This is a genomic window from Streptomyces sp. NPDC044704 (genome assembly GCF_056433525.1).
In genome coordinates, this window is the sequence record NZ_JBWKGY010000022.1 from 103,001 (window position 1) to 123,925 (window position 20,925).

Genomic DNA, 20,925 nt, shown 5'->3' on the forward strand with positions numbered 1-20,925 from the left:
CACACCCCCATGACTCAAACGGCCCTGCCGGTGGCCGCAGCCGCACCGCAGCCGCCGAGAACCCGGTTCTCGCGCGGTGCGGTCGCCCTGCTGACCGCCGGCCTGATCCTGGCGGCGGTGACCGTCGCGAGCGTCGGCCTCGGCGCCCGCGACATCTCCGCCCTGGAGATCGTCAAGATCCTGCTGCACCCCGGAGCGAGCGGCTACGACCACGACGTCCTGTGGACCGAGCGCATCCCCCGCACCCTGCTGGGACTCCTGGTGGGAGCGGCGCTCGGCGCCTCGGGCCTCGTCATGCAGGCGCTCACGCTCAACCCGCTCGCCGATCCGGGCATCCTGGGCATCCAACAGGGCGCGGCGCTCTTCGTGGTGGTGGGCATCCTCTTCCTCGACGTCTCGGACGCGGGCGGCTTCTTCTGGCTGGCACTGGCCGGCTCCGCCTTCACCGCGGTGGCCGTCTACCTGATCGGCACCCGTACCGACACGGGGAGTTCGGCCCTAGGGCTGGTGCTGGCCGGTGTCGCCACCGCCGCCGTGCTCGCCTCGGTCGTCACCCTCCTGGTCGTCCGGGACGAGGCCGTGTACTCCTCCCTGCGCTTCTGGTCGGTCGGGCAGCTCACCGGACGGGCCCAGGTACTGGACGAGATCGCCCCGTTCGCGATCGTCGGACTGCTGCTCGCTCTGCCGCTCGGCCGGACCCTCAACGTGCTGGGCCTCGGCGAGGAGACCGCGCGCGGGCTCGGGGTGCGCGTCGAGCGCGCCCAGCTCGCCACCGCCGCCGTCGCCGTGACCCTGTGCGCCTGCGCGACCGCCGCCGTCGGGCCCGTGGCCTTCGTCGGCCTCGTCGCGGCGCACGTGGCCCGGCTGCTGGTCGGCAGCGACCACCGCTGGTCGCTGCCGCTGTCCCTGCTCTGCGGCGCCGTCCTGGTCGTCGGGGCGGACACGGCGGGCCGGCTGGTGCTGGAACACGGCGAGATCCAGGTGTCGGTGATGACCGCGGTCGTGGGCACCCCGTACTTCGTGTGGCTGGCCCGGCGCCGCGGGACGGAGCGGGCATGAGCGACACGGAACTCACCCCCGGGAACGCGGCCGTCGCCGCGACCGTACGTCCCCCGGCGGCTCCGGCCGCACCCCGCCCCGAGGCCCTCGCGGCCACGGCTGCCCGGCTGCGCCGCGACCGGCTCGCCGCAGGGCGCCGCGCGGCGGTCGTCCTCGCCGTGCTCGTCGCCCTGTCGCTCGGCCTGCTCGTCGCCTCGGTGCTGCTCGGCGGACTGCGCGGGATCCCCGGCGGGGACGTACTGCCCGCCGCGTTCGGGATGCGCACCGGCCTTGCCGACTACGTCATCCACCGCATCAGGCTTCCCAGAGCCCTGGCCGCGCTGCTGGCAGGGGCGCTGTTCGGACTCTCCGGCGCCCTTTACCAGCGGCTGATCCGCAACCCGCTGGCCACCCCCGACATCGTGGGCATCTCCGCGGGGGCCGGCGCGGGAGCCGTCACCGTGCTGCTGTTCGCCCCGGCCATCCCGTACGGGGTGGAGGGCGCCGCGCTCGCCGGATCGTTCCTGCTGGTCGGCGCCATCATGCTGCTCAGCCGGCGCGGAGGCCGGGTGGACACCCACCGGCTCGTCCTGATCGGCATCGCCCTGTCGGCGGTGTGCGCCGCGTACGTCAACTACCTCTTCTCCTCGGCCGGGCAGCACAGCATCGCGCAGGTCACCCGCTGGCTCGTCGGGAGCGTCTCGGGCGCCGACTGGACCGGAGTGGGCGTCCTCTCCGTCGCCCTCGGCTGCGCCGCGGTCTGCGCGGTACCGCTGAGCCGGGCGCTCGGCGCCCTGTCCCTCGGGGACCAGCTGGCCCACGGACTCGGATCCCGGGTGCGGGCCACCCGTACCGCCACCCTGCTGCTCGGTGCGGCGGCCGCGGCGCTGGCCACGGGCGTGACCGGCCCGATCGGTTTCGTCTCGCTGATCAGCGGGCCGATAGCGGTCCGGCTGGTCGGCGGTGAACGCGCCCTGGTGGTGGCGCCCGCGGTCGGCGCGGTGATCGTGCTGGCGGCGGACGTACTCGCCCAGCACGGTCCGCTGATCAGCCCGGTACCCACCGGCGCCCTGACGGCGCTGATCGGCGCCCCCTACTTCGTCCGGCTGCTGCTGCGGCGGCAAGGAGCACCCTCGTGAAAGACCTCATGACCCCCGACGCCCACGGCCGCGCCGCCGCCGGCCCCTGCGCCCCCGGGCTGGAAGCCCGGGCGATCAGCGCCGGCTACGACCGGCGGCACGTGATCGAGGAACTGTCGCTGACGATCGAGCCGGGCCGGATCACGGCCCTCGTCGGCCCGAACGCCTGCGGCAAGTCCACCCTGCTGAAGTCGATGGCCCGGCTGCTGCCGGTGGCCGCCGGCTCCGTCCTCCTGGACGGGCGGGACATCCACTCCCTGCCGACGCGGGAGGTGGCGCGGCGGCTCGGCATCCTGCCGCAGTCCCCGATCGCCCCCGAGGGGATCACGGTCGCCGACCTGGTCTGGCGGGGGCGCCATCCGCACCAGCGGTTCGGGCAGCGCCGTACGGCCGCCGAGGACGAGGTCATCGCCCGGGCGCTGGCCGCCACCGGAACCGCCGAACTCGTCGGCCGCCCGGTGGACCAGCTCTCCGGCGGCCAGCGCCAGCGGGTGTGGATCGCCCTGGCACTGGCCCAGGAGACCCCGCTGCTGCTCCTGGACGAACCGACCACCTACCTGGACATCGCCCACCAGATCGAGGTCATGGACCTGCTCGCGGAACTGAACGAGCAGTCCGGCAAGACCATCGTCCTGGTTTCCCACGACCTCAACCAGGCCGCCCTGTACGCCTCGACGATCGTCGCCATGCGCGACGGCCGGATCGTACGGCAGGGCACTCCGGCAGAGGTCCTCACCGAGCGGACGGTCGCCGACGTGTTCGGCCTCGACTGCCTCGTCGTCCCCCATCCCCGATCCGACCGGCCCCAGATCTTCCCCCTGGGCCGTCACACCATCCAGTAGGAGAGACATCCCGTGCACAGCGTGAACAGACGCCGTACCCTCACCGCCCTCGCGGCCACCGCCGTCTGCGTCGGTCTGCTCGCCGGCTGCGGCGAGGGTTCCGGGGACGCCGCGGGCAAGCCCGCCGCCTCCGGCGGCGCGGCCGACGGCGGCAAGGCCTTCTCCCCCGTCAGCCTCAAGAACGCCTGGGGCACCACCGAGGTCAAGAAGAAGCCGGTCAAGGTGGCCACCGTCTCGGACGGCGACACCGCGATCGCGCTCGCCCTCGGGCTGGTCCCGGTCATCACCCCGGACGTCGAGGACGGCTCCCCGGTCGCCGAGTACAAGCAGGCGGCGATCACCAAGCTCGGCGCGAGCAAGCTCAAGACGTACGACGACACCGACGGCACCGCCTACGAGGCGATCGCCGCCGAGGCCCCGGACGTCATCCTCGGCATGAACACCTGGGAGATGGACAAGGACTACGCGAAGCTGTCCCCGATCGCCCCGGTCGTCACCTTCACCGACAAGGCCCAGGCCGACACCCTCACGTGGCAGGACCGCCTGAAGACGGCGGCGAAGGCCCTGGGGATGGAGGACAAGGCCGCCGAGGTGATCGCGGCGAACGAGAAGACCACCAACGACGCGGCCGCCGCGCACCCCGAGTTCAAGGGGAAGACCTACACCTACACGGTGGTCCACCCGGAGCAGATCAGCTTCATGTCGTACGAGGCCCAGGACCCGGGCGTCTTCGAGAAGCTCGGCTTCACGAAGACGGACAAGGCGAAGAACTACGGCCCCGACAAGAACGGGGTGAGCCTGGAGAACCTCGACCAGCTCGACGCCGACGTCCTGCTGGTGACGTACCCGTTCGGTGACCGCGGTGTCATCAGCCCGAAGGAGCTGGAGGGCAACAAGCTCTTCCAGTCGCTGAACTCGGTGAAGAACAAGCACTTCGCCGTCGTCCCGTCGGACAACACCCTCGCCTCGGCGATCGCCTACCCCGACCCGCTGAGCGCTCCGTGGGTCACCCAGCAGCTGACCCCGCTGCTCGCCAAGGCGGTCGCCGGCCAGTAGCCGGCCCGCGGTACGGCGGCCCCCGCACCCCTGCGGGTGCGGGGGGCCGACGCCCGGCCCCACCCCCAGGCGCCCGGGGCTGTCGCCCCGAGCGCACCGCACTCCACGTGCCTTCCCGAACCCCTGAGGAGCCCTCCCGATGTCCAGCCGCAATCCCCGTCCGGTCGTCACCTTCCCCATCGTGCTGCGCGAGCTCACCGTGCTCCGGGTCCGGGACGTCACTCCGGGCATGCGGCGCCTGACCCTGGGCGGGCCCCAGCTGGGCGCGTTCGCCAAGGACGGCCTGGACCTGCCGGCGCTGCGCTCCGAGGGCTTCGACGACCACGTGAAGTTCTTCTTCGCGGAGGAGGGCGCGGAGCACCCGGTGCTGCCCGGGCAGAACGTCTCCAGCCTGGACTGGCCCGACGCCCGGCCGCTGACCAAGGACTACACCCCGGTGCGGTACGACCCGGAGGCCGGGGAGATCGACTTCGACTTCGTCAACCACGAGGGCGGGGTCGCCTCGTCGTGGGCCCAGGCGGCGAAGCCCGGTGACGTCACCTGGATCGCCGGGCCCAAGATGTCGCACGGCCACCCCGAGGGCGCCGACTGGCTGCTGGTGATCGGGGACGAGACCGCCCTGCCCGCCATCGCGCGGTGGCTGGAGGAGATGCCGGCCGGGACGGTGGCCCGCGTGTTCGTCGAGGTCGCCGAGGAGAGCCACCGCCAGGAGCTCCCGACGCGGGCCGACGCCGAGATCACCTGGCTGGTGCGTGACGGCGCCCCGGCCGGCAGCACCGACCTGCTGGAGCGGGCCGTGCGCGGCATGCGGTGGCTGCCGGGTGAGGTCTTCGCCTGGGCCGCCGGGGAGGCCGTCACCCTCAAGGGCATCCGCCGCCACCTCGCGGCGGACCGTCAGGTGCCGCGCGAGCGGACGCACATCACCGGCTACTGGCGCCGCGCCGAGCCCGCCCCGGTCCAGGGGCCGGCCGACGCCGCCGTGGCCGCGGAGGAGCAGGACCCGCACGACCGGCTGCACGAGCTCACCGATCTCGCGCCGGGCCTGGCCGTCCGCGCCGCCGTCACGCTCGGCCTGGTGGACCTGGTCTACCAGGGCGTACGGACGGCGCCGGAGCTGGCCGCCCGTACCGGGGCGGCGCCGCGCACGCTCGGCGCGCTGCTGACGTACCTGGTCGCGCTCGACGTCTTCGCCGAGGACGGGGGCGGCTACGCGCTGACCCCGGTCGGCGAGGAACTCGTCGAGGACGACCACTCCTTGGAGGAGTACGACCTGCGCGGGGCGCAGGCGGCGCTCGACCTGTCCCTCGCCGGTCTGGCGGAGAGCCTGTGGACGGGGCGGGCGGGTTACCGGACCCTGTCGGGGCTGCCGCTGGCCGAGGCGATGGCATCGGACGAGCGGCTGGCCGGGTCGGCGCGGGCGGCCGTCGAGGACGAGGCGCTGTGGATCGCGCCGGGTGTCGTGGGCGGGTACGACTGGGCGTCGACGGCCTCGCTGACCGCCGGCGGACACGGGGCCGGAGCCGTCGTCAACTCCCTGGTCCGGGCCTTCCCCGGGCTCAAGGTGACCGTCGCCGCCCAGCCCTCGGCCCTGCGGATCCTCGGGGAGCGCGTGCTGGACGCCGACGTGCTGCCCCGGGTGGAGCTGCTGGGCACGAGCGGCCCGGTCCCGCCCGGCGACGAGACCGTCCTGCTGTGCCGGCTGCTCGACCTGCTGCCGGACGCGGACGCGGCCCTCGTGCTGCGCGAGAGCGGCGCCGCGCTGCCGGCCGGCGGAACGCTGCTGCTGGTCGAGCAGGTGACGGGTGCGGACGCCGACGACGTCGAGGCCGCCCTGCACCACCTGCGCCTTGCCTCGGCGTTCGGATCGGCGGTGCGCTCGCAGGAGGAGATCACCGAGCTGGCGGAGGGCGCGGGCCTGCGGGTCCGCGACTGCCGGGACATCGGCTGGGACCACCGGCTGTGGGTGCTCGCGCCCGCCGTCGGCGACATCTAGGACGTGGCGTCCCGGGTTCCGCGCCGCGGCACCCGGGACGGACCTGAAGGGGGCAGGAAGCATGAGGGTTCACAGCACACCGCCGGACCGGCGGCAGCGGGGCGGGCGGGCGTACGGGGACGGCTCCGGCCGCGTTCCCGTGGGGGTGTAGGCCGTGCACGCGGATCGGAACACGGCGCCCGGACCTGAGGACTGGGCGGAGGACCTGGTCGACTGGCTGGAGGGCCACGACGAGGCGGAGGGCCGGCTGCGGGCGGCACTGCCCGAGATGGCGAGCCACCGGTGGGACATCGCGAGCCGGATGGCCGAGGCCCTGAAGGCCACGGCCCAGGGCCTGTCCGCCGAGGCGGCCGCAGCGGCGGCCGGTCTGACGGAACGGATGCTGCACGACTGGCTGGAGAAGGATCCCGCCTTCGCGCACGCCGTGTCCGCGGCCCGGTCCCTGGCCGCCTCGCGCGGCCTGCACGCGGGACACGACCCCACACCGGCCATGATCCACCTCGTGCTGCGGACCATCCGGCAGGGTGCTCCCTGGCCGTACGCGGCGAAGCTCGCCGGGTTCTCCATCCGCGGCTTCAACCGGCTGCGCCAGGAGGCGCCGGCCGTCGGCGCCCTGGTGGAGGCGGCCCAGCGGGCCCGGCCGAAGGCCCGCGCCGGCACGGCCAGGCGCGCGCGGGGGTCCGGACCGGGGCCGGGTTCCGCCCGGGGCAGGTCCTCGGCCGGATACCGCCTCGTGCACATGGACGACCCCCTGCTGTCTCCGCGGCTGGTCGGACGCCCGTCGCCGTCTTCGGGTCACGACCGGGAGGCGGAACGATCCTTCACCTCCCCCCGCGACACCCCGGGCCAGGGCGCGGAGCACGACCCGCCGTAAGCCCCCGCGCCCCTGCCCACGACGGGTTCCGTACGCGCCGCGACGGCGCGCCCGGAGCCCGCCCCGGAGCCCCCTCGCCCGTACGGGCCGCAGGGTCCTCTCCGCACGCCCGGACCCGGCCCGACGGCGCTCGGGGCGGGGCCACCGAGGAACCACCAAGGAATCACCGAGCGATCAATTAGGCCGATTTCAGGGCTACTTGACACGTATCACCCCATAAGTCAGCTTGGGTACGCCCTGCCTGACGACCTGGGCAGGACAGAGGAAGGATGGGCATGTCAGCACCACGTGCGAACCCCGGAACCGGGAACGAAGACCCCGCCGTACGGGACCGGTCCGGCCACGGCTCCGGCCGCGCCGTCCGCACCGGCCCGCCGGTCACGGCGACCCCGTCGGCGCACCCCACCGCGCCCTCCCGGAGCTGACCCGTGTCCGCGACCACCGCCACCGCGACCGCCCCCGCGGGCCCGGCCCCCGAGGAACTCACGGCCGCCCAGGCCCACGCACTCGCCGCGCAGCGCGCGAACCCCTCGTACGCCGGCCACCACGTCGGCCAGTACATCGAACTCGTCGGCCCGCTCGACGCCGCCGCCCTGGAGGAGGCCCTCGGCCTCACCCTGGGCGAAGCCCCCTGGCTGCGGTTCCGCCTCACCCTCGACGACGGCCGCTACGGCCAGGCCCCGGTGACCGCGCGGCCCGCCGGACGGCGGCTGCCGCGGCTGGACACCTCCGGAGCCCCGGACCCGGTCGCCGCGGCCCTGGACCTCGTGCGCGGACAGCTCGCCTGCCCGCCCCGCCTGGACCTGCTGCTCGACCCGCCCGCGCCGGAGCACATCCCGGACCTGGTCGGCGCGGTGCTCGTCACCCTCGGCCCCGAACACCACCTGCTGGTGCAGTACTTCCACCAGCTCGCCGTCGACGGCTACGGCGTGTCCCTGCTCAGCCGCCGCGTCAGCGAGCACTACACCGCCCTGGTGACGGGCTCCCGTCCGCCCGCCTCACCCTTCGCCCCGGTGTCCGTACTGGCCCGCGCGGAACGGGCCTACCTCCGCTCCGCCGCCCACGCGGCCGACCTGGAAGCCTGGTCCCGCCGCCATCCCGTACCGCCCGTGCCGGTCCGTCCCGCCGGGCGGGAGGCCCCCGCTTCCGATGCCACCGTGCGGCGCACCGTCCTCCTCGGCCGCGCGGACAGCGCAGCCGTGGCCGCCGCGGCACGGCTCGCCGGAGGCACGTGGGGCGAGGCCGTGCTCGCGGCGTGCGCCGCCCACCTCGCCCCGTACGGCGAGGGCGGCCGGACGCCCATGGCCCTGTACACGACGGCCCGTACGGCGCCCGGCACCCTGCGGGTCCCCGGCACCGCCGTCAACATCCTCCCGGCCGGCCTGACGGCCGGCCCGTACGACACCTTCCGCGACCTGCTCCGGCAAGCCTCGGCGGAACTGGACTTCCTGCGCCGCCACCAGAGGGTGCGGGGCGAGGTCCTCGCCCGGCACATCTGGCGCCTGCCCGGGGGGCGCGTCCCGGGGCTGCTGGTCAACCTGCGCCCCTTCGAGACCGAGCTGGACTTCGGCGGCACGGCGGGGCACGTGGTCAGCCTGGCCTCCGGCCCCGTGGACGACCTTTCGGTGGCCGCGTCCTGCGGTCCGGACGGCCGCCTGCGGCTCGACGTCGACGGCAACCCGGGCCTGTACGACGCCGGTTCTCTGGAGGAGCACGCGCGGGGGTTCGCCGCGATGCTGACCGCCCTGGGCCGTACCCCCGACCGGCCCGCCCGGCGCTCGGCGACGGCGTCGGCCGTACCGGCCCCGGTCCCGGCCGACGGCGAGGCCGGGCCCCTGCCCCTGCTGCCCTCCGCGCACCGGCTGCGCGCGGCCGGCGGCCCGGTGGACTCGGCGCACGAGGCCGTCCTGCTCGGCGTCCCCGCCGGGCTGGGCACGGCCCCGCTGCGCCGGGCCCTGGCCGGGCTGGCCCGGCGGCACCCGGCCCTGCGGCTGGCCCTGCACCGCTCGGACGGCGTCTGGAGCCAGGAGGTGCGGCCCGCCTCGGCGGCGCCCGCCTGCACCGACGCCGACACCCTGCGCCGGGTGCCCGTCGCCGGGATGCCGGCCGGGGACCGCGACCGGCTCGTCGCGGCGGCCGTCCGGACGGCCGCCGGTGAACTGGATCCGGGCAGCGCCCGGGTGCTGCGGGCCGTCTGGTTCGACGCGGGACCGGACGAGCCCGGACTGCTGCTGCTCGTGGCGCACCTGCTGTCGGTGGACGGCATCGGCTGGCAGACGCTGACCGACGAACTCCCGCTGCTCTACGGGGAGTCCCCCGCCGCCGCGCCCGGCCCCGCCGGCGGCCTCCTGGACTGGGCGGCCCGGCTCGGCGCGGAGGCGGGGGCGGGGTCCCGGATCGCGGAGCTCACCCACTGGACGCAGCTGACCAGGGGCTCCGCCGGGCGGAGCTGGCCGCCGGCCTCCGAGGGCCACCGGGTCGTCACCCGGCTGGAACTGCCCGCCGCGACGGAGCCGGCCGGCGGGGCCCCGCATCCCCACGACGTACTGCTGGTGGCCGCCCTGGCCCGCACCGCGCACGCCCGGCCGAGGCTGCACGACGGCACCGGGCTCGTGGTGGACCTGGAGCTGCCGCGCGCCGGCCACGCGCCCCGGACCGCCGGGCGGCTCGGTACGGTCCACACCGTCCGGGTGCCCCTGCCGCCGGGGCCCGGCGCCGGGGTGGACGCGTACGACCGCGCGGTCCTCGCGCTCGGAGCCGTGCCGGACCGGGGCCGGGGGCTGGAGCAGCTGCGCCACCTGAACCCGCAGACCGCGGCCCTGCTCGCGGACCTGCCCCGGCGCGGGATCCTCTACCAGCGCCGCGCGGCGCTGCGTCCGTCGGCCGGCGACGCCCGCTGGGCGCCCGCGGACGGGGCCCGGTGGCCCGCGCCGTACGCCGAGGATCCGTCGGGCGGCGGGCTCGCGCTGGCCGGCCCGCTGCGACTCGTCGTCCGGTCGGCGCCGGGAGGGGACGGACAGACCCTGCTGACCCTGCACTGGCACTGGTCCGACGCCCTGTTCGGGGCCGCCGAGGCCCGTGCGCTGAGCGAGGAGGCCACCGCCACCGCGGCGGAGATGGCCCGCCGCGAGCGCGAGCCCGCCCTCCCCGGTTCCGGCTTCCCGGCCGGGCCGCACACGACCACCCGTACGACCGACGACACCCCCACCCACCGCTAGGAGACCCCCATGGCCACGACCAATCCGTTCGAGGACGACGACGCCCGGTACTTCGTGCTCGTCAACGCCGAGAACCAGCACTCGCTCTGGCCCGCCTTCGCCGAGGTTCCGGCGGGCTGGACCGTCGTGCACGGCGAGGACACCCGGCAGGGGTGCGCGCGGTACACCGACGCGCACTGGACGGACATGCGTCCGGCCAGTCTGATCGCGCAGGGCTGACGGCCTTGTTACGCGCCGCACGCGCGGCAGGGCCCGGGGCAAAGGCCCCGGGCCCTGCCGGCGGGTACCGGAACGGGCGCGGGTCAGAGGTTCAGCCTCGGCACCCGGGACCCCCGTGCGGGGTCGAGCCGGACGGCCCAGCCGGGCGGCGCCCCCGCGACGGAGGTACCCGGCTCCGGAGGTACCCGGCTCCGCTCCCCGGAGGGCGACGCGGGCGCGGACCGGGCCCGCGTCGTCGCCCTCGACCCGCAGGAATCGGCTCACGTGGACCCGGTAGTGCCAGGTCCACGATTACAGAGATCATAAAACTTAGGTTAGCCTTACCTAAGTAGCCGTATCAAATGCCCTGCACCGCAGCGCACATGGCACCGGACGCCGCGGATCTCCCGGGGCCCCGCGCGGACCCTCACCAGCCGGCCCCCGTTCCCCGCCGGCCACGCCCCCTCCCGAAGCAGGAGAACACCCATGCACCCGCATCCCGCCCCCGACGCCTTCGCCCTCGACCGGCTCGTCCGCGACGTGGCCGACGTGCTGTACGCCGAGCCCGCCGAGGTCCTCGTGGACGAGAGCCTCCTCGACCAGGGCCTCGACTCCATCCGGCTGATGACCCTCGTCGAGCGGTGGCGCGCCGAAGGTGCCCGGATCAGCTTCGTCGACCTCGCCGAGCGCCCCACGCTCCGCGCCTGGGCCGACATCCTCTCCCCCGCCGCCTGAGGCGACCCTCCCACCCCCGGAGCCCCCCGTGCCCCTGCGTGACCTCGTCATCGACATCGAACCGCTGCGCACCAGCCCCGACTTCCGGGCGATCTTCATCGCCCGCGTGGTGTCGCTGTTCGGGCTGGGCATGGCGACCGTCGCGCTGTCCGCCCAGGTGTACGGGCTGACCCGGTCGACCCTGGACGTCGCCGTCGTCAGCATGATCATGAGCATCACCGTGCTGCTCGGGTCCCTGTGGGGCGGGGTCATGGCCGACCGGACCGACCGCCGGACGCTCATCGTGCGCGCCCGCGGCGCCGCCGCCCTCGCCTTCGCAGGTCTCGCAGTCAACGCGATGCTCGACGACCCCTCCCAGTGGGCGATCTACGTGTGCGTCGCCTGGGACGGCCTGGCCACGGGCGTCAGCGTCACCGCGCTGATGGCCGTCGCACCCACCCTGGTCCGGCCGGACCAACTGCCCGCCGCCGGCGCGCTGATCTCGCTCACCGGGGAGATCGGCTCCATCACCGCCCCGTTCCTCGGCGGTGTGCTGCTGGCGATGACGGGCCCCGCCCCCGTCTTCGCGTTCGCCGCCGTGACCACCGCCGTCACCGCCTTCCTCATCTCCCGGATCCGGCCGCTGCCGCCCTTCACCGAGGACCCTGACGAGGACGGCGAGGCCACCGAGGACTCCGGTTCCCTCCTCGTCGCCTTCCGCTACGCCTGGCGCAACCGCGTGGTCGGCGGTCTGGTGCTGCTGGGCGGCGTCACCGCCCTGTTCAACGTTCCCGTCGTCCTGTTCCCCGAGATGGTGGACCGTCAGTTCGGCGGCGGCGAGGTCATGCTGGGGCTCCTGTACTCCGCTCCGGCGGTCGGCGCCGTCGCGGTCTCGGCGACCAGCGGCTGGCTCACCCGTACGGCGCGCCCCGGACGGCTGCTGCTCCTGGCGGCCTTCACCGGAGGCCTGGCCACCATCGGCTTCGCCCTCAGCGGGAACGTCTACCTGGCCTGCGCGGCGCTCGCCGTCGGCGGGGCCTGCGGCACCGTGTACGAGATCCTCGAATACGCGCTGGTGCAGCACAGCACGCCGGACCGGCTGCGCGGGCGCATCGTCAGCGTGATCACCACCCAGGGCACCACCGGGGACATCGTCGGTGACGTCGAAGTCGCCGCCGTGGCCCGCTGGTTCAGCCCGGCCGGCGCGGCCCTGGTGAACGGCGCCGTGTGCGCGGTGGCCGCGGTCGCCGTCGCCATCGCCGTGCCCGGGCTCCGGCGCGCGACCCTGCCCCGTGAGGACGAGACCGCCGCGGACCCGGTCGACGTCGTGAAGTCCGGTCCGGCCGGCGCCTCCTGAACCGCCTTCCACTCTCCCCTCCCCCGCAGCGGACCCCGCGCCGACCGCCACGGCCCCTCCCCGCGCCCCTCCCCGCAGCTGCCTGAATCTGGAGCACGATCCCATGAGCGACCGCCCTTCCCAGCGTCTCCCCCTCACCGGGGCACAGGCCGGCGTGTGGTACGGCCAGCGACTCGACCCCGCGTCCCCGGTCTACAACGTGGGCCAGTACGTCGAGATCGACGGCCCGCTCGACCCCGGCGTGTTCGTCACGGCGCTGCGGCAGACGGTCGCCGAGTGCGAGGCGCTGACGGCGCGCTTCTCGGAGGACGCGGCCGGTGAGCCGTACCAGGAGACCTGGTCCGGTCCGGCCTGCGGACCCCTGGTGGCCGTCCTCGACCACACCGGCGAGGACGACCCGGTGGCCACGGCGGTCGACGCGATGCGGCGCGACATGGGCCGGCCCCTCGACCTGACCGCCGACACGCTGTGCCTGTTCACCCTGCACCGGGTCGGGCCCGAGCGCGTCCTGTGGTACCAGCGGGCCCACCACATCACCCTCGACGCCTACGCCTTCTCCCTGCTCTCCCGGCGCACCGCCGAGGTCTACTCGGCCCTGGTGCGCGGCGAGGAGCCGCCGGCCCGCACCTTCGGCGGCCTCGCCTCGGTCGTCGGGGCCGAGGAGGAGTACCGGGCCTCCGAGGCGTACACGGCGGACCGCGCGTACTGGCTGGAGCGGCTCGCCGACTGCCCCGAGCCGGAGACGCTGAGCGGCACGGCCGCGCCCGCGGCCCACGGCTTCCTCCGCGACGGAGCCACCCTCAGCCCCGACGAGACCGCCGGCCTGCTCGCCATCGCCCGTTCGGCGAAGGCCAGTTGGGCCGACGTGGTGACGGCCGCCTTTGCCGCCTTCGTGCACCGCTCCACCGGCAGCCGCGACGTCCTGCTGTCCCTGCCGGCCATGGCCCGGCTCGGCTCGGCCGCCCTGAAGGTGCCGGCGATGGTCGTGAACGTGCTGCCCCTGCGGGTGCCCGTGGGTCCCGCCACGCCCATCGGCGAGCTGGTCCGCGAGGTCACCGCGGCCACCGCCGGACTGCGCCGCCACCAGCGCTACCGCGCCGAGGACATCCGCCGCGACCTCGGACTGTCCGGGCGGGCGCAGGGCCTCCTCGGTCCGATGGTCAACATCAAGGCCTTCGACACCGCCCTGGACTTCGCGGGCTCCCCGGGTACGGTGCACAACATCGCCGCCGGCCCGGTGGATGACGTGACCCTCGGGGTCTACCACGACAGCGCCCGGGGCCGGATCCGGTTCGAGTTCGACGGCAACCCCGACGCCTACGACGAGGCTTCGCTGGCCGCCCGCTGCGCCGAGTTCGCCCACTTCCTGCGGGAGCTGGCCGCGACCGGGCCCCAGGCGCCGGTGGGCCGTCCCGACCTGCTGGCGCCCGCCGCCCTGGAGGCGGTCGTGCGCGCCGACGAGGGCACCGCGCGCGCCCTGCCGGCCGGTACCTTCGTCGACCTCTTCGAGGAGGCGGCCCGTCTCCACCCCGGTGTCACGGCCGTGATCGCCGGGAAGCGCTCCCTCGACTACGCCGCCCTGTCCGACCGGTCGGACCGGCTCGCGCGGGTGCTCGCCGCGAACGGTGTCGGTCCCGAGGCCGTCGTCGGCATCGCCCTCGCGCGCGACGAGGACCTGGTGGTGGCGCTGCTCGGCGTGCTGAAGGCGGGCGGCGCCTACCTTCCGCTGGACCTGGACTACCCCGCCGAGCGGCTCGCGTTCATGGTCGAGGACGCCCGGCCGGTGTGCGTGCTGACCACGCTGGACCTCGCGCGCCTCGTGCCGGACGTCGCGGGGGTGCCGGTCGTGGTCCTGGACGCCCCCGACACGCTGTCCGCCCTCGCGGACGCGGCCACGGTCGGCGACACCGACACCGACACCGACGCCGGGGCCGGGGCCGGGGCCGGGGCCGGGGCCGGCCCTGGGGAAACGATTCTCCGACCCGCTCCCCACCACCCCGCGTACGTCATCTACACCTCCGGTTCCACCGGCCGCCCCAAGGGCGTGGTGATCCCGCACGCCGCGCTCGCCAACTTCCTCCGCATGCAGTCCGAGGAGCTGGCGCTCTCCCCCGGCGACCGGCTCGTCGCGGTGACCACGGTCTCCTTCGACATCCACGTGCTGGAGATCCACACCCCGCTGCTGCGCGGCGCCACCGTGGTCCTCGCCGACCGCGACACCGTCCGCGACCCCGCCGCCCTGGCCGCCCTCGTCGACGAGCACCGACCCGCCGTCATGCAGGCCACCCCCTCGCTGTGGCACGCCCTCCTGGAGGACGGCCGCCCCTCCTCGCTGTCCGCCACCCGCGTCCTGGTCGGCGGCGAAGCCCTCCCGGCAGCCCTGGCCGAGCGGCTCGTCCGCGCGGCGGCGTCGGTCACCAACGTGTACGGCCCGACCGAGGCGACCGTCTGGGCCACCTCCACCGTCCTCGCGCCCGGCCACACGGGCGTTCCCGACATCGGCACGCCGTTCTGGAACACCCGTGCCCGCGTCCTGGACGGCGCGCTGCGCCCGGTGGCCCCGGGCCGGCCCGGGGAGCTGTACCTCGGCGGCGGGCAGCTGGCCCGCGGCTACCTGGGGCGTCCCGCGCTGACCTCCAAGCGGTTCGTGGCCGACCCGTTCGGCGTGCCCGGCGAGCGCATGTACCGGACCGGGGACCTGGTCCGGCGCCGGGCCGACGGCCGGATCGAGTTCCTGGGCCGGGCCGACGACCAGATCAAGCTGCGCGGCTTCCGCATCGAACTCGGGGAGATCGAGGCGGTCCTGACGGCAGGTGAGGGCGTGGGGCGTGCCGTGTGCCTGGTCCGCGAGGACCTGCCCGGGTTCCCCTCGCTCGTCGGCTACATCACCCCGGCCGCCGGCGCGGCCGTGGGCCCTGCCGCCGGGGCGCTGCGCGAGGCCGCGGCGGCGGCACTGCCCGAGTACATGGTGCCCTCCGTCGTCGTGGTCCTCGACGCGTTCCCGCTGACCGCCAACGGGAAGGTCGACCGGCGCGCCCTGCCGGCCCCGGACCTGTCGGGCCTGGTGTCCGCCGGGGGGCGAGGCCCACGCGGGGCACGCGAGGAGATCCTCGCCGGCATCTTCGCCGACGTGCTCGGCGTTCCCTCCGTGGGCCGCGAGGACGACTTCTTCGTACTGGGCGGGCACTCCCTGCCGGCCGCCCGGGTGATCGCCCGGACCCGGGCCGCGCTGGGCACCGAATGCGGGATCAGGGACGTCTTCGAGGCCCGGACCGTCGCCGCGCTGGCCGCGCTGCTGGCCGAGCGCGCCGCGGTGTCCCGTACGGCCCCGTCGGCCGCGGTGCGCCCCGACCCGCTGCCGCTGTCGTACGCGCAGCAGCGGCTGTGGTTCCTCCACCAGGTGGAGGGGCCGGGCGCCACGTACAACATTCCCTTCGCGGTGCGTTTCGACGGCCGGCTCGACGCGTCCGCGCTGGACGCGGCGCTGGCCGACACGGTCGCCCGGCACGAGGCCCTGCGCACGGTGTTCGGGGAGTTCGACGGCGTCCCGTTCCAGCGGGTCCTGGAGCCCGCCGAGGCCGGTGTGCGGCTCTTCGTCGACGAGGTGGCGCGGTCCTCGGAGGTCGACGGGGCGGTCACCCGGGCGCTCGGTCACCTCTTCGACATCGCGGCCGAGCCCCCGCTGCGGGTGACCCTCGTGCGCGACGGCGCCGCCGGGACGGACGCCCTCGTCGTGCTGCTGCACCACATCGCGAGCGACGAGTGGTCGATGGGGCCGTTCCTGCGCGACCTGGAACTGGCCTACGCCGCCCGGATGGAGGGGTCCGCGCCCGCGTTCGCCCCGCTGCCGGTGCAGTACGCCGACTACGCGCTGTGGCAGCGCGAGCTGCTGGGCGCCGTGGACGGGCCGGGGACCCTGGCCTCCGCACAGGCCGCGTTCTGGCGGTCGGAGCTGGCGGGCCTTCCCGAGGAGGCCGGGGGGCTCCCCGCGGACCGGCCGCGCGCGGCCACCGCCGGGCACGCAGGGGCCCTGGTGTTCCGTTCGCTGCCGCGCGAACTCGCCCTGTCGGTACGTTCGCTGGCGCGGGAGAGCGGCACCAGCGTGTTCATGGTGGTGCACGCGGCGGTCGCCGCGACCTTGCACCGGCTGGGCGCGGGCGAGGACCTCGTCCTCGGCAGTCCGGTCGCCGGCCGGGCCGACAGCGCCCTCGACGACCTGGTGGGCTTCTTCGTCAACACGGTGGTCCTGCGCACCGACCTGTCGGGCGACCCGGCCTTCGGCGAGCTGCTGGACCGGGTCCGCACGGCGGACCTGACGGCCCTCGACCAGGCCGACCTGCCGTTCGACCAGGTGGTGGAGGCGGTCAACCCCGAGCGGTCCCTGTCCCGTCACCCGCTGTTCCAGACGATGGTCTCGCACAGCACGGTCTCCGAGGACGTGCGGTTCCTGTTCGGGATGTCCGCCCGGGCCGACCGGGTCGACCCCGGCGTCACCAAGTTCGACCTGGACGTGAATTTCGCGGACTCCGCGCACGGCGAGGACCTGGAGCTGGAGGTCTTCTACTCCACCGCCCTGTTCGACCGGGAGACCGTGGAGGGCTTCGCCGACCGGCTGCTGCGCGCGCTCGCCGAGGCGGTCGCGGCCCCGGAGCGGCGGGTTTCGCAGTGGGAGCTGCGCGACGCCGAGGAGCGGGAGCGGCTGGCCCGGTGGAACGACACGGCCCGGCCGGTGCCCGCGCAGAGCGTCACCGAGGTGTTCGCCGAGCGGGCGGCCGCCACCCCGGACGCCGTCGCGGTGGTGGCCGGCGAGGACCGGCTGACCTTCGCCGAACTCAGCGACCGGGCGGGCCGGCTGGCGGCCGTCCTGACCGCCGGGGGCGTGGGCCCGGACGATGTCGTCGCCCTGGCGGTGCCCCGGTCGGCCGATGCCGTCGTCGCGGTCCTCGCCGTCCTCAAGGCGGGCGCCGCCTACCTGCCGCTGGACCTGGACCACCCCGCCGAGCGGCTGGCGCACATGCTGCGGGACGCGGCTCCGGCCTGCGTCGTGACCACGCTCGCCGTCGCGTCGCGGGTGCCCGGGGTGCGGGCGGTCGTCCTGGACGATCCGGGGACCGTGGAGCGGCTCGCCTCGACCGTGCCCGGCCCGGACGCGACGACGGGGCCCGAGCACGCGGCGTACGTCATCTACACCTCCGGTTCCACCGGCCTCCCCAAGGGGGTGGTGCTCCGGCACGCCGGTCTGACCCGGCTGTTCCGCGACCACGAGCGCGAGCTGTACCTGCCCGTCGCGCGCAGGCTGGGCCGCCGCGTGCGCGCCCTGCACACCGCCTCGTTCTCCTTCGACTCCTCGTGGGAGCAGCTGCTGTGGCTGGTGGCCGGCCACGAGCTGCACGTACTGGACGAGTTCGGGCGCCGGGACGCCGAGGCGGTGGTGGCGTACGTCCGCGCCGAGCGGATCGACACCCTCGACGTCACGCCGTCGTACGCCCGGCAGCTGGTGGACGCCGGGCTGCTGGCCGGGAAGTGGCGGCCCCCGCTGTTCCTGCTGGGCGGCGAGGCCGTGCCCGCCGCGCTGTGGGAGGAGCTGGCCGCGCTCACGGACGTGGAGGTGGTCAACTACTACGGTCCGACCGAGTTCACCGTGGACGCCCTCGTGGCCCGCGTCGGCGACTGCCCGGCGCCGGTGGTCGGCCGGCCGCTGGACAACACCCGGGCGCACGTCCTGGACGGCCGGCTGCGGCCGGTGCCGACGGGTGTGACGGGTGAGCTGTACCTGGCGGGCGAACAGATCGCGCGCGGCTACCTGGGCCGTTTCGCGCTCACCGCGGAGCGGTTCGTGGCCGACCCGTTCGGGGCTCCCGGCACCCGCATGTACCGCACGGGCGACCTGGTGCGCCGCCGGACCGACGGGCTGATCGAGTTCCTGGGCCGGGCCGACGACCAGGTCAAGATCCGCGGGTTCCGCGTCGAACCCGGTGAGGTCGAGGCGGCCCTGACCGCCCTCGACGGCGTGACCGCGGCGGCCGTCGTGGTCCGTGAGGACGTGCCCGGGATCCCCCGGCTGGTGGGCTACGTGACGGGGACGGGCGCGCCGGACCCGGAGCGGCTGCGCGAAGAGCTCGCCGCGCACCTGCCCGAACACATGGTTCCGGCCGTACTGGTGACCCTGGAGGCCCTCCCCACCAACGTCAACGGCAAGCTGGACCGTACGAAGCTGCCCGCCCCGGCCCTGGGCGGCGCGGCCTCCTCGCGGCCGCCGCGCGGCGCCGCCGAGGAGCGGATCGCCGAGGTCTTCACGCAGGCGCTGTCACTGCTCTCGGTCGGCGCGGAGGACGACTTCTTCCGGCTCGGCGGCCACTCTCTGCTCGCCACCCGGGTCGCGGCGCGGATCCGTGCCACCGGCACGGAGTGCTCGGTCCGGGACGTCTTCGAGGCCCGCACGGTCGCCCGGCTCGCCACCCGGCTGGCGGGCCGCGCCGGCGCGGAGCGGCCCGCTCCGGCCGCCGCCGGGCGCCCGGAGCGGCTGCCCCTGTCGTACGCGCAGGCCCGCCTGTGGTTCCTGCACCGCCTGGACGGCCCGTCCGCCACCTACAACATCCCCCTCGCGCTGCGGCTGCGCGGCGCCCTGGACCCCGCCGCGCTGGCCTCGGCCGTACGGGACGTCGTGGCCCGGCACGAGGCGCTGCGCACCGTCTACGCGGAGGACGCGCAGGGCCCGTACCAGCGCATCCTGTCGGCCGGGGAGGCCGAGGTGCCCTTCACGGTGGAGCGGGTCCCGGCCGCCGGGCACTCCGACCGGATCGGGCGGGAGACCGCCCGCCCCTTCGACCTGACGGCCGAACTCCCGCTGCGGGCCACCCTCCTGGAGGCCGGCCCGCAGGAGTGGACGCTGCTCCTGCTGATGCACCACATCGCCGGTGACGAATGGTCGACGGGGCCGCTGCTCGCCGATCTCGCCGTGGCGTACGCGGCCCGCCTGGCGGGCGGCGCACCGGAGTTCCCCGCCCTGGCGGTGCAGTACGCGGACTACGCGCTGTGGCAGCGCGCGCTGCTGGGCGACGCGGCGCAGGCGGGTTCCCTGGCGCACCGGCAGGCGGAGCACTGGCGGACGGTCCTGGCCGGTCTGCCCCAGGAGCTGTCCCTGCCCGCGGACCGGCCCCGGCCGGCGGCGCCCTCGTACGCGGGCCGGACGGTCACCGCCGAGCTGCCCGCCGAGCTGGTCGCCGACCTCGACGCGCTCGCCGCGTCGACGGGGACGACGGCGTTCACGGTGGTGTCGGCCGCGGTGGCGGCGCTGCTGCACCGGCTGGGCGCGGGCGACGACATCCCACTGGGCAGTCCGGTGGCGGGACGGGGCGAGGAGTCCCTCGACCCGCTGATCGGATTCTTCGTCAACACCGTGGTACTGCGCGCGGACCTGTCGGGCACCCCCACCTTCCGCGAGCTGCTGCGGCGTACGGCCACGGCCGCCACGGCGGCACTGGAGCACGCGGACCTGCCCTTCGAGGCGGTGGTGGAGGCGGTGAACCCGGAGCGGTCGCTGGCGCGGCACCCGCTGTTCCAGACGCTGGTGGCGTACGAGGGCGCCGGGCGGGGCGCTGTCGCCCTGTTCGAGGGGCTGACGGCCGAGGAGGTCCCGGTCGCGGCCGGCGCCGCCAAGTTCGACCTGGAGATCCTGTTCCGGCGCACGGCCACGGCGGTTCCGGGCGCGGCGGACACGGCGGACACGACCGGTACGACCGGTATGACCTGCGGCATCCGCTACGCGGCCGACCTGTTCGACGACGCGACCGTCCGGGCCCTGACCGCCCGCCTGGTGCGGCTGCTCGGCGCGGCTGTCGCCGGTCCGGACCGGCCGGTGGCCGAGCTGGAGGTGATGTCCGCCGAGGAACGGGAACTCGTCCTGCACGGCTGGAACGACACCGCCGTTCCGCTGACCGGCCCGGCCACCCTCGCCGCACTCGTCGGGGCGGGAGCCGCCGAAGCCACCGGCCCCGCCCTGGTCTTCGAGGGCACGGAACTGTCCCGTCCCGCCTTCGAGGAACGCGTCAACCGCCTCGCCCGGCTGCTCATCGGCCGGGGCGTCGGCCCGGAGACCGTGGTCGCGGTCGCCCTTCCCCGCTCCTTCGACCTGCTCGTCGCCCTGCACGCCGTGGTCCGCGCGGGCGGCGCCTACCTGCCCCTCGACCTCGGCCTCCCCGCCGAGCGCCTCGCCTACATGACGGAGACCGCGGCCCCGGCCCTGACCCTTACCGACACTGCGTCGGCAACCTCACTGCCGTCGGACCCTGACATGGAACGGATCCTCCTGGACTCCCCGGAGACCCTAGAGCACCTCGCGGCCCAGCACCCGGGCAGGGTCAGGGACGCGGACCGCGTGGCGCCCCTCCTGCCACGGCACCCCGCCTACGTCATCTTCACCTCCGGCTCAACCGGCCGCCCCAAGGGCGTCATGGTCGAACACGAAGCCATCGTCAACCGCATCACCTGGATGCA

12 protein-coding genes are annotated in these 20,925 nt (G+C 75.3%); all 12 read left to right on the plus strand.

Annotation, left to right across the window (positions count from 1 at the left end):
- Positions 1-9 precede the first annotated feature (9 nt).
- On the plus strand, positions 10-1,059 hold the full coding sequence (locus AC07B0_RS34740; RefSeq protein WP_469381847.1) for a FecCD family ABC transporter permease: 1,050 nt from the start codon (positions 10-12) through the stop codon (positions 1,057-1,059).
- Positions 1,056-2,177 (plus strand): FecCD family ABC transporter permease, encoded by a 1,122-nt coding sequence (locus AC07B0_RS34745; protein ID WP_478899914.1) that lies wholly within the window; start codon positions 1,056-1,058, stop codon positions 2,175-2,177. The genes AC07B0_RS34740 and AC07B0_RS34745 overlap by 4 nt, the downstream gene beginning before the upstream one ends.
- An 8-nt stretch (positions 2,178-2,185) precedes the next feature.
- Positions 2,186-3,019, plus strand: a complete 834-nt coding sequence (locus tag AC07B0_RS34750) for an ABC transporter ATP-binding protein (RefSeq protein WP_478899927.1) — start codon at positions 2,186-2,188, stop codon at positions 3,017-3,019.
- Between the two features lie 21 nt (positions 3,020-3,040).
- The gene (locus AC07B0_RS34755) at positions 3,041-4,075 is read left to right on the plus strand and encodes an ABC transporter substrate-binding protein (protein WP_478899915.1); all 1,035 of its coding nucleotides are present in this window, start codon (positions 3,041-3,043) and stop codon (positions 4,073-4,075) included.
- A gap of 139 nt (positions 4,076-4,214) precedes the next feature.
- Positions 4,215-6,068, plus strand: coding sequence for an SIP domain-containing protein (locus tag AC07B0_RS34760; protein ID WP_478899916.1), 1,854 nt, complete (start codon positions 4,215-4,217; stop codon positions 6,066-6,068).
- Between the two features lie 154 nt (positions 6,069-6,222).
- Positions 6,223-6,942, plus strand: coding sequence for a hypothetical protein (locus tag AC07B0_RS34765; protein WP_478899918.1), 720 nt, complete (start codon positions 6,223-6,225; stop codon positions 6,940-6,942).
- A 275-nt stretch (positions 6,943-7,217) separates the two neighbouring features.
- Positions 7,218-7,367 (plus strand): hypothetical protein, encoded by a 150-nt coding sequence (locus tag AC07B0_RS34770; RefSeq protein WP_478866287.1) that lies wholly within the window; start codon positions 7,218-7,220, stop codon positions 7,365-7,367.
- 3 nt (positions 7,368-7,370) lie between these two features.
- Entirely contained in the window at positions 7,371-10,160 is a 2,790-nt protein-coding gene (locus tag AC07B0_RS34775) for a condensation domain-containing protein (protein WP_478899920.1), read from the plus strand.
- A gap of 9 nt (positions 10,161-10,169) precedes the next feature.
- Positions 10,170-10,379 carry an MbtH family protein gene (locus tag AC07B0_RS34780; protein ID WP_356877104.1) on the plus strand — a complete coding sequence of 70 codons (210 nt, stop codon included), beginning with the start codon at positions 10,170-10,172 and terminating at the stop codon, positions 10,377-10,379.
- Between the two features lie 465 nt (positions 10,380-10,844).
- On the plus strand, positions 10,845-11,093 hold the full coding sequence (locus tag AC07B0_RS34785) for a phosphopantetheine-binding protein (protein ID WP_356877106.1): 249 nt from the start codon (positions 10,845-10,847) through the stop codon (positions 11,091-11,093).
- Between the two features lie 28 nt (positions 11,094-11,121).
- Positions 11,122-12,429: an enterobactin transporter EntS gene (gene entS, locus AC07B0_RS34790; protein ID WP_356877108.1), complete on the plus strand. Its 1,308-nt coding sequence runs from the start codon at positions 11,122-11,124 to the stop codon at positions 12,427-12,429.
- A gap of 103 nt (positions 12,430-12,532) precedes the next feature.
- Positions 12,533-20,925 (plus strand): amino acid adenylation domain-containing protein (locus AC07B0_RS34795; RefSeq protein WP_478899923.1); only part of this gene is annotated, 8,393 nt, incomplete at its 3' end.

Excerpts from the sequence above, each read along its gene's own strand:
- AC07B0_RS34750 (WP_478899927.1), top strand. The coding sequence starts at position 2,186 with ATGACCCCCGACGCCCACGGCCGCGCCGCCGCCGGCCCCTGCGCCCCC.
- AC07B0_RS34740 (WP_469381847.1), top strand. The coding sequence starts at position 10 with ATGACTCAAACGGCCCTGCCGGTGGCCGCAGCCGCACCGCAGCCGCCG.
- AC07B0_RS34780 (WP_356877104.1), top strand. The coding sequence starts at position 10,170 with ATGGCCACGACCAATCCGTTCGAGGACGACGACGCCCGGTACTTCGTG.
- AC07B0_RS34770 (WP_478866287.1), top strand. The coding sequence starts at position 7,218 with ATGTCAGCACCACGTGCGAACCCCGGAACCGGGAACGAAGACCCCGCC.
- AC07B0_RS34760 (WP_478899916.1), top strand. The coding sequence starts at position 4,215 with ATGTCCAGCCGCAATCCCCGTCCGGTCGTCACCTTCCCCATCGTGCTG.
- AC07B0_RS34785 (WP_356877106.1), top strand. The coding sequence starts at position 10,845 with ATGCACCCGCATCCCGCCCCCGACGCCTTCGCCCTCGACCGGCTCGTC.
- AC07B0_RS34745 (WP_478899914.1), top strand. The coding sequence starts at position 1,056 with ATGAGCGACACGGAACTCACCCCCGGGAACGCGGCCGTCGCCGCGACC.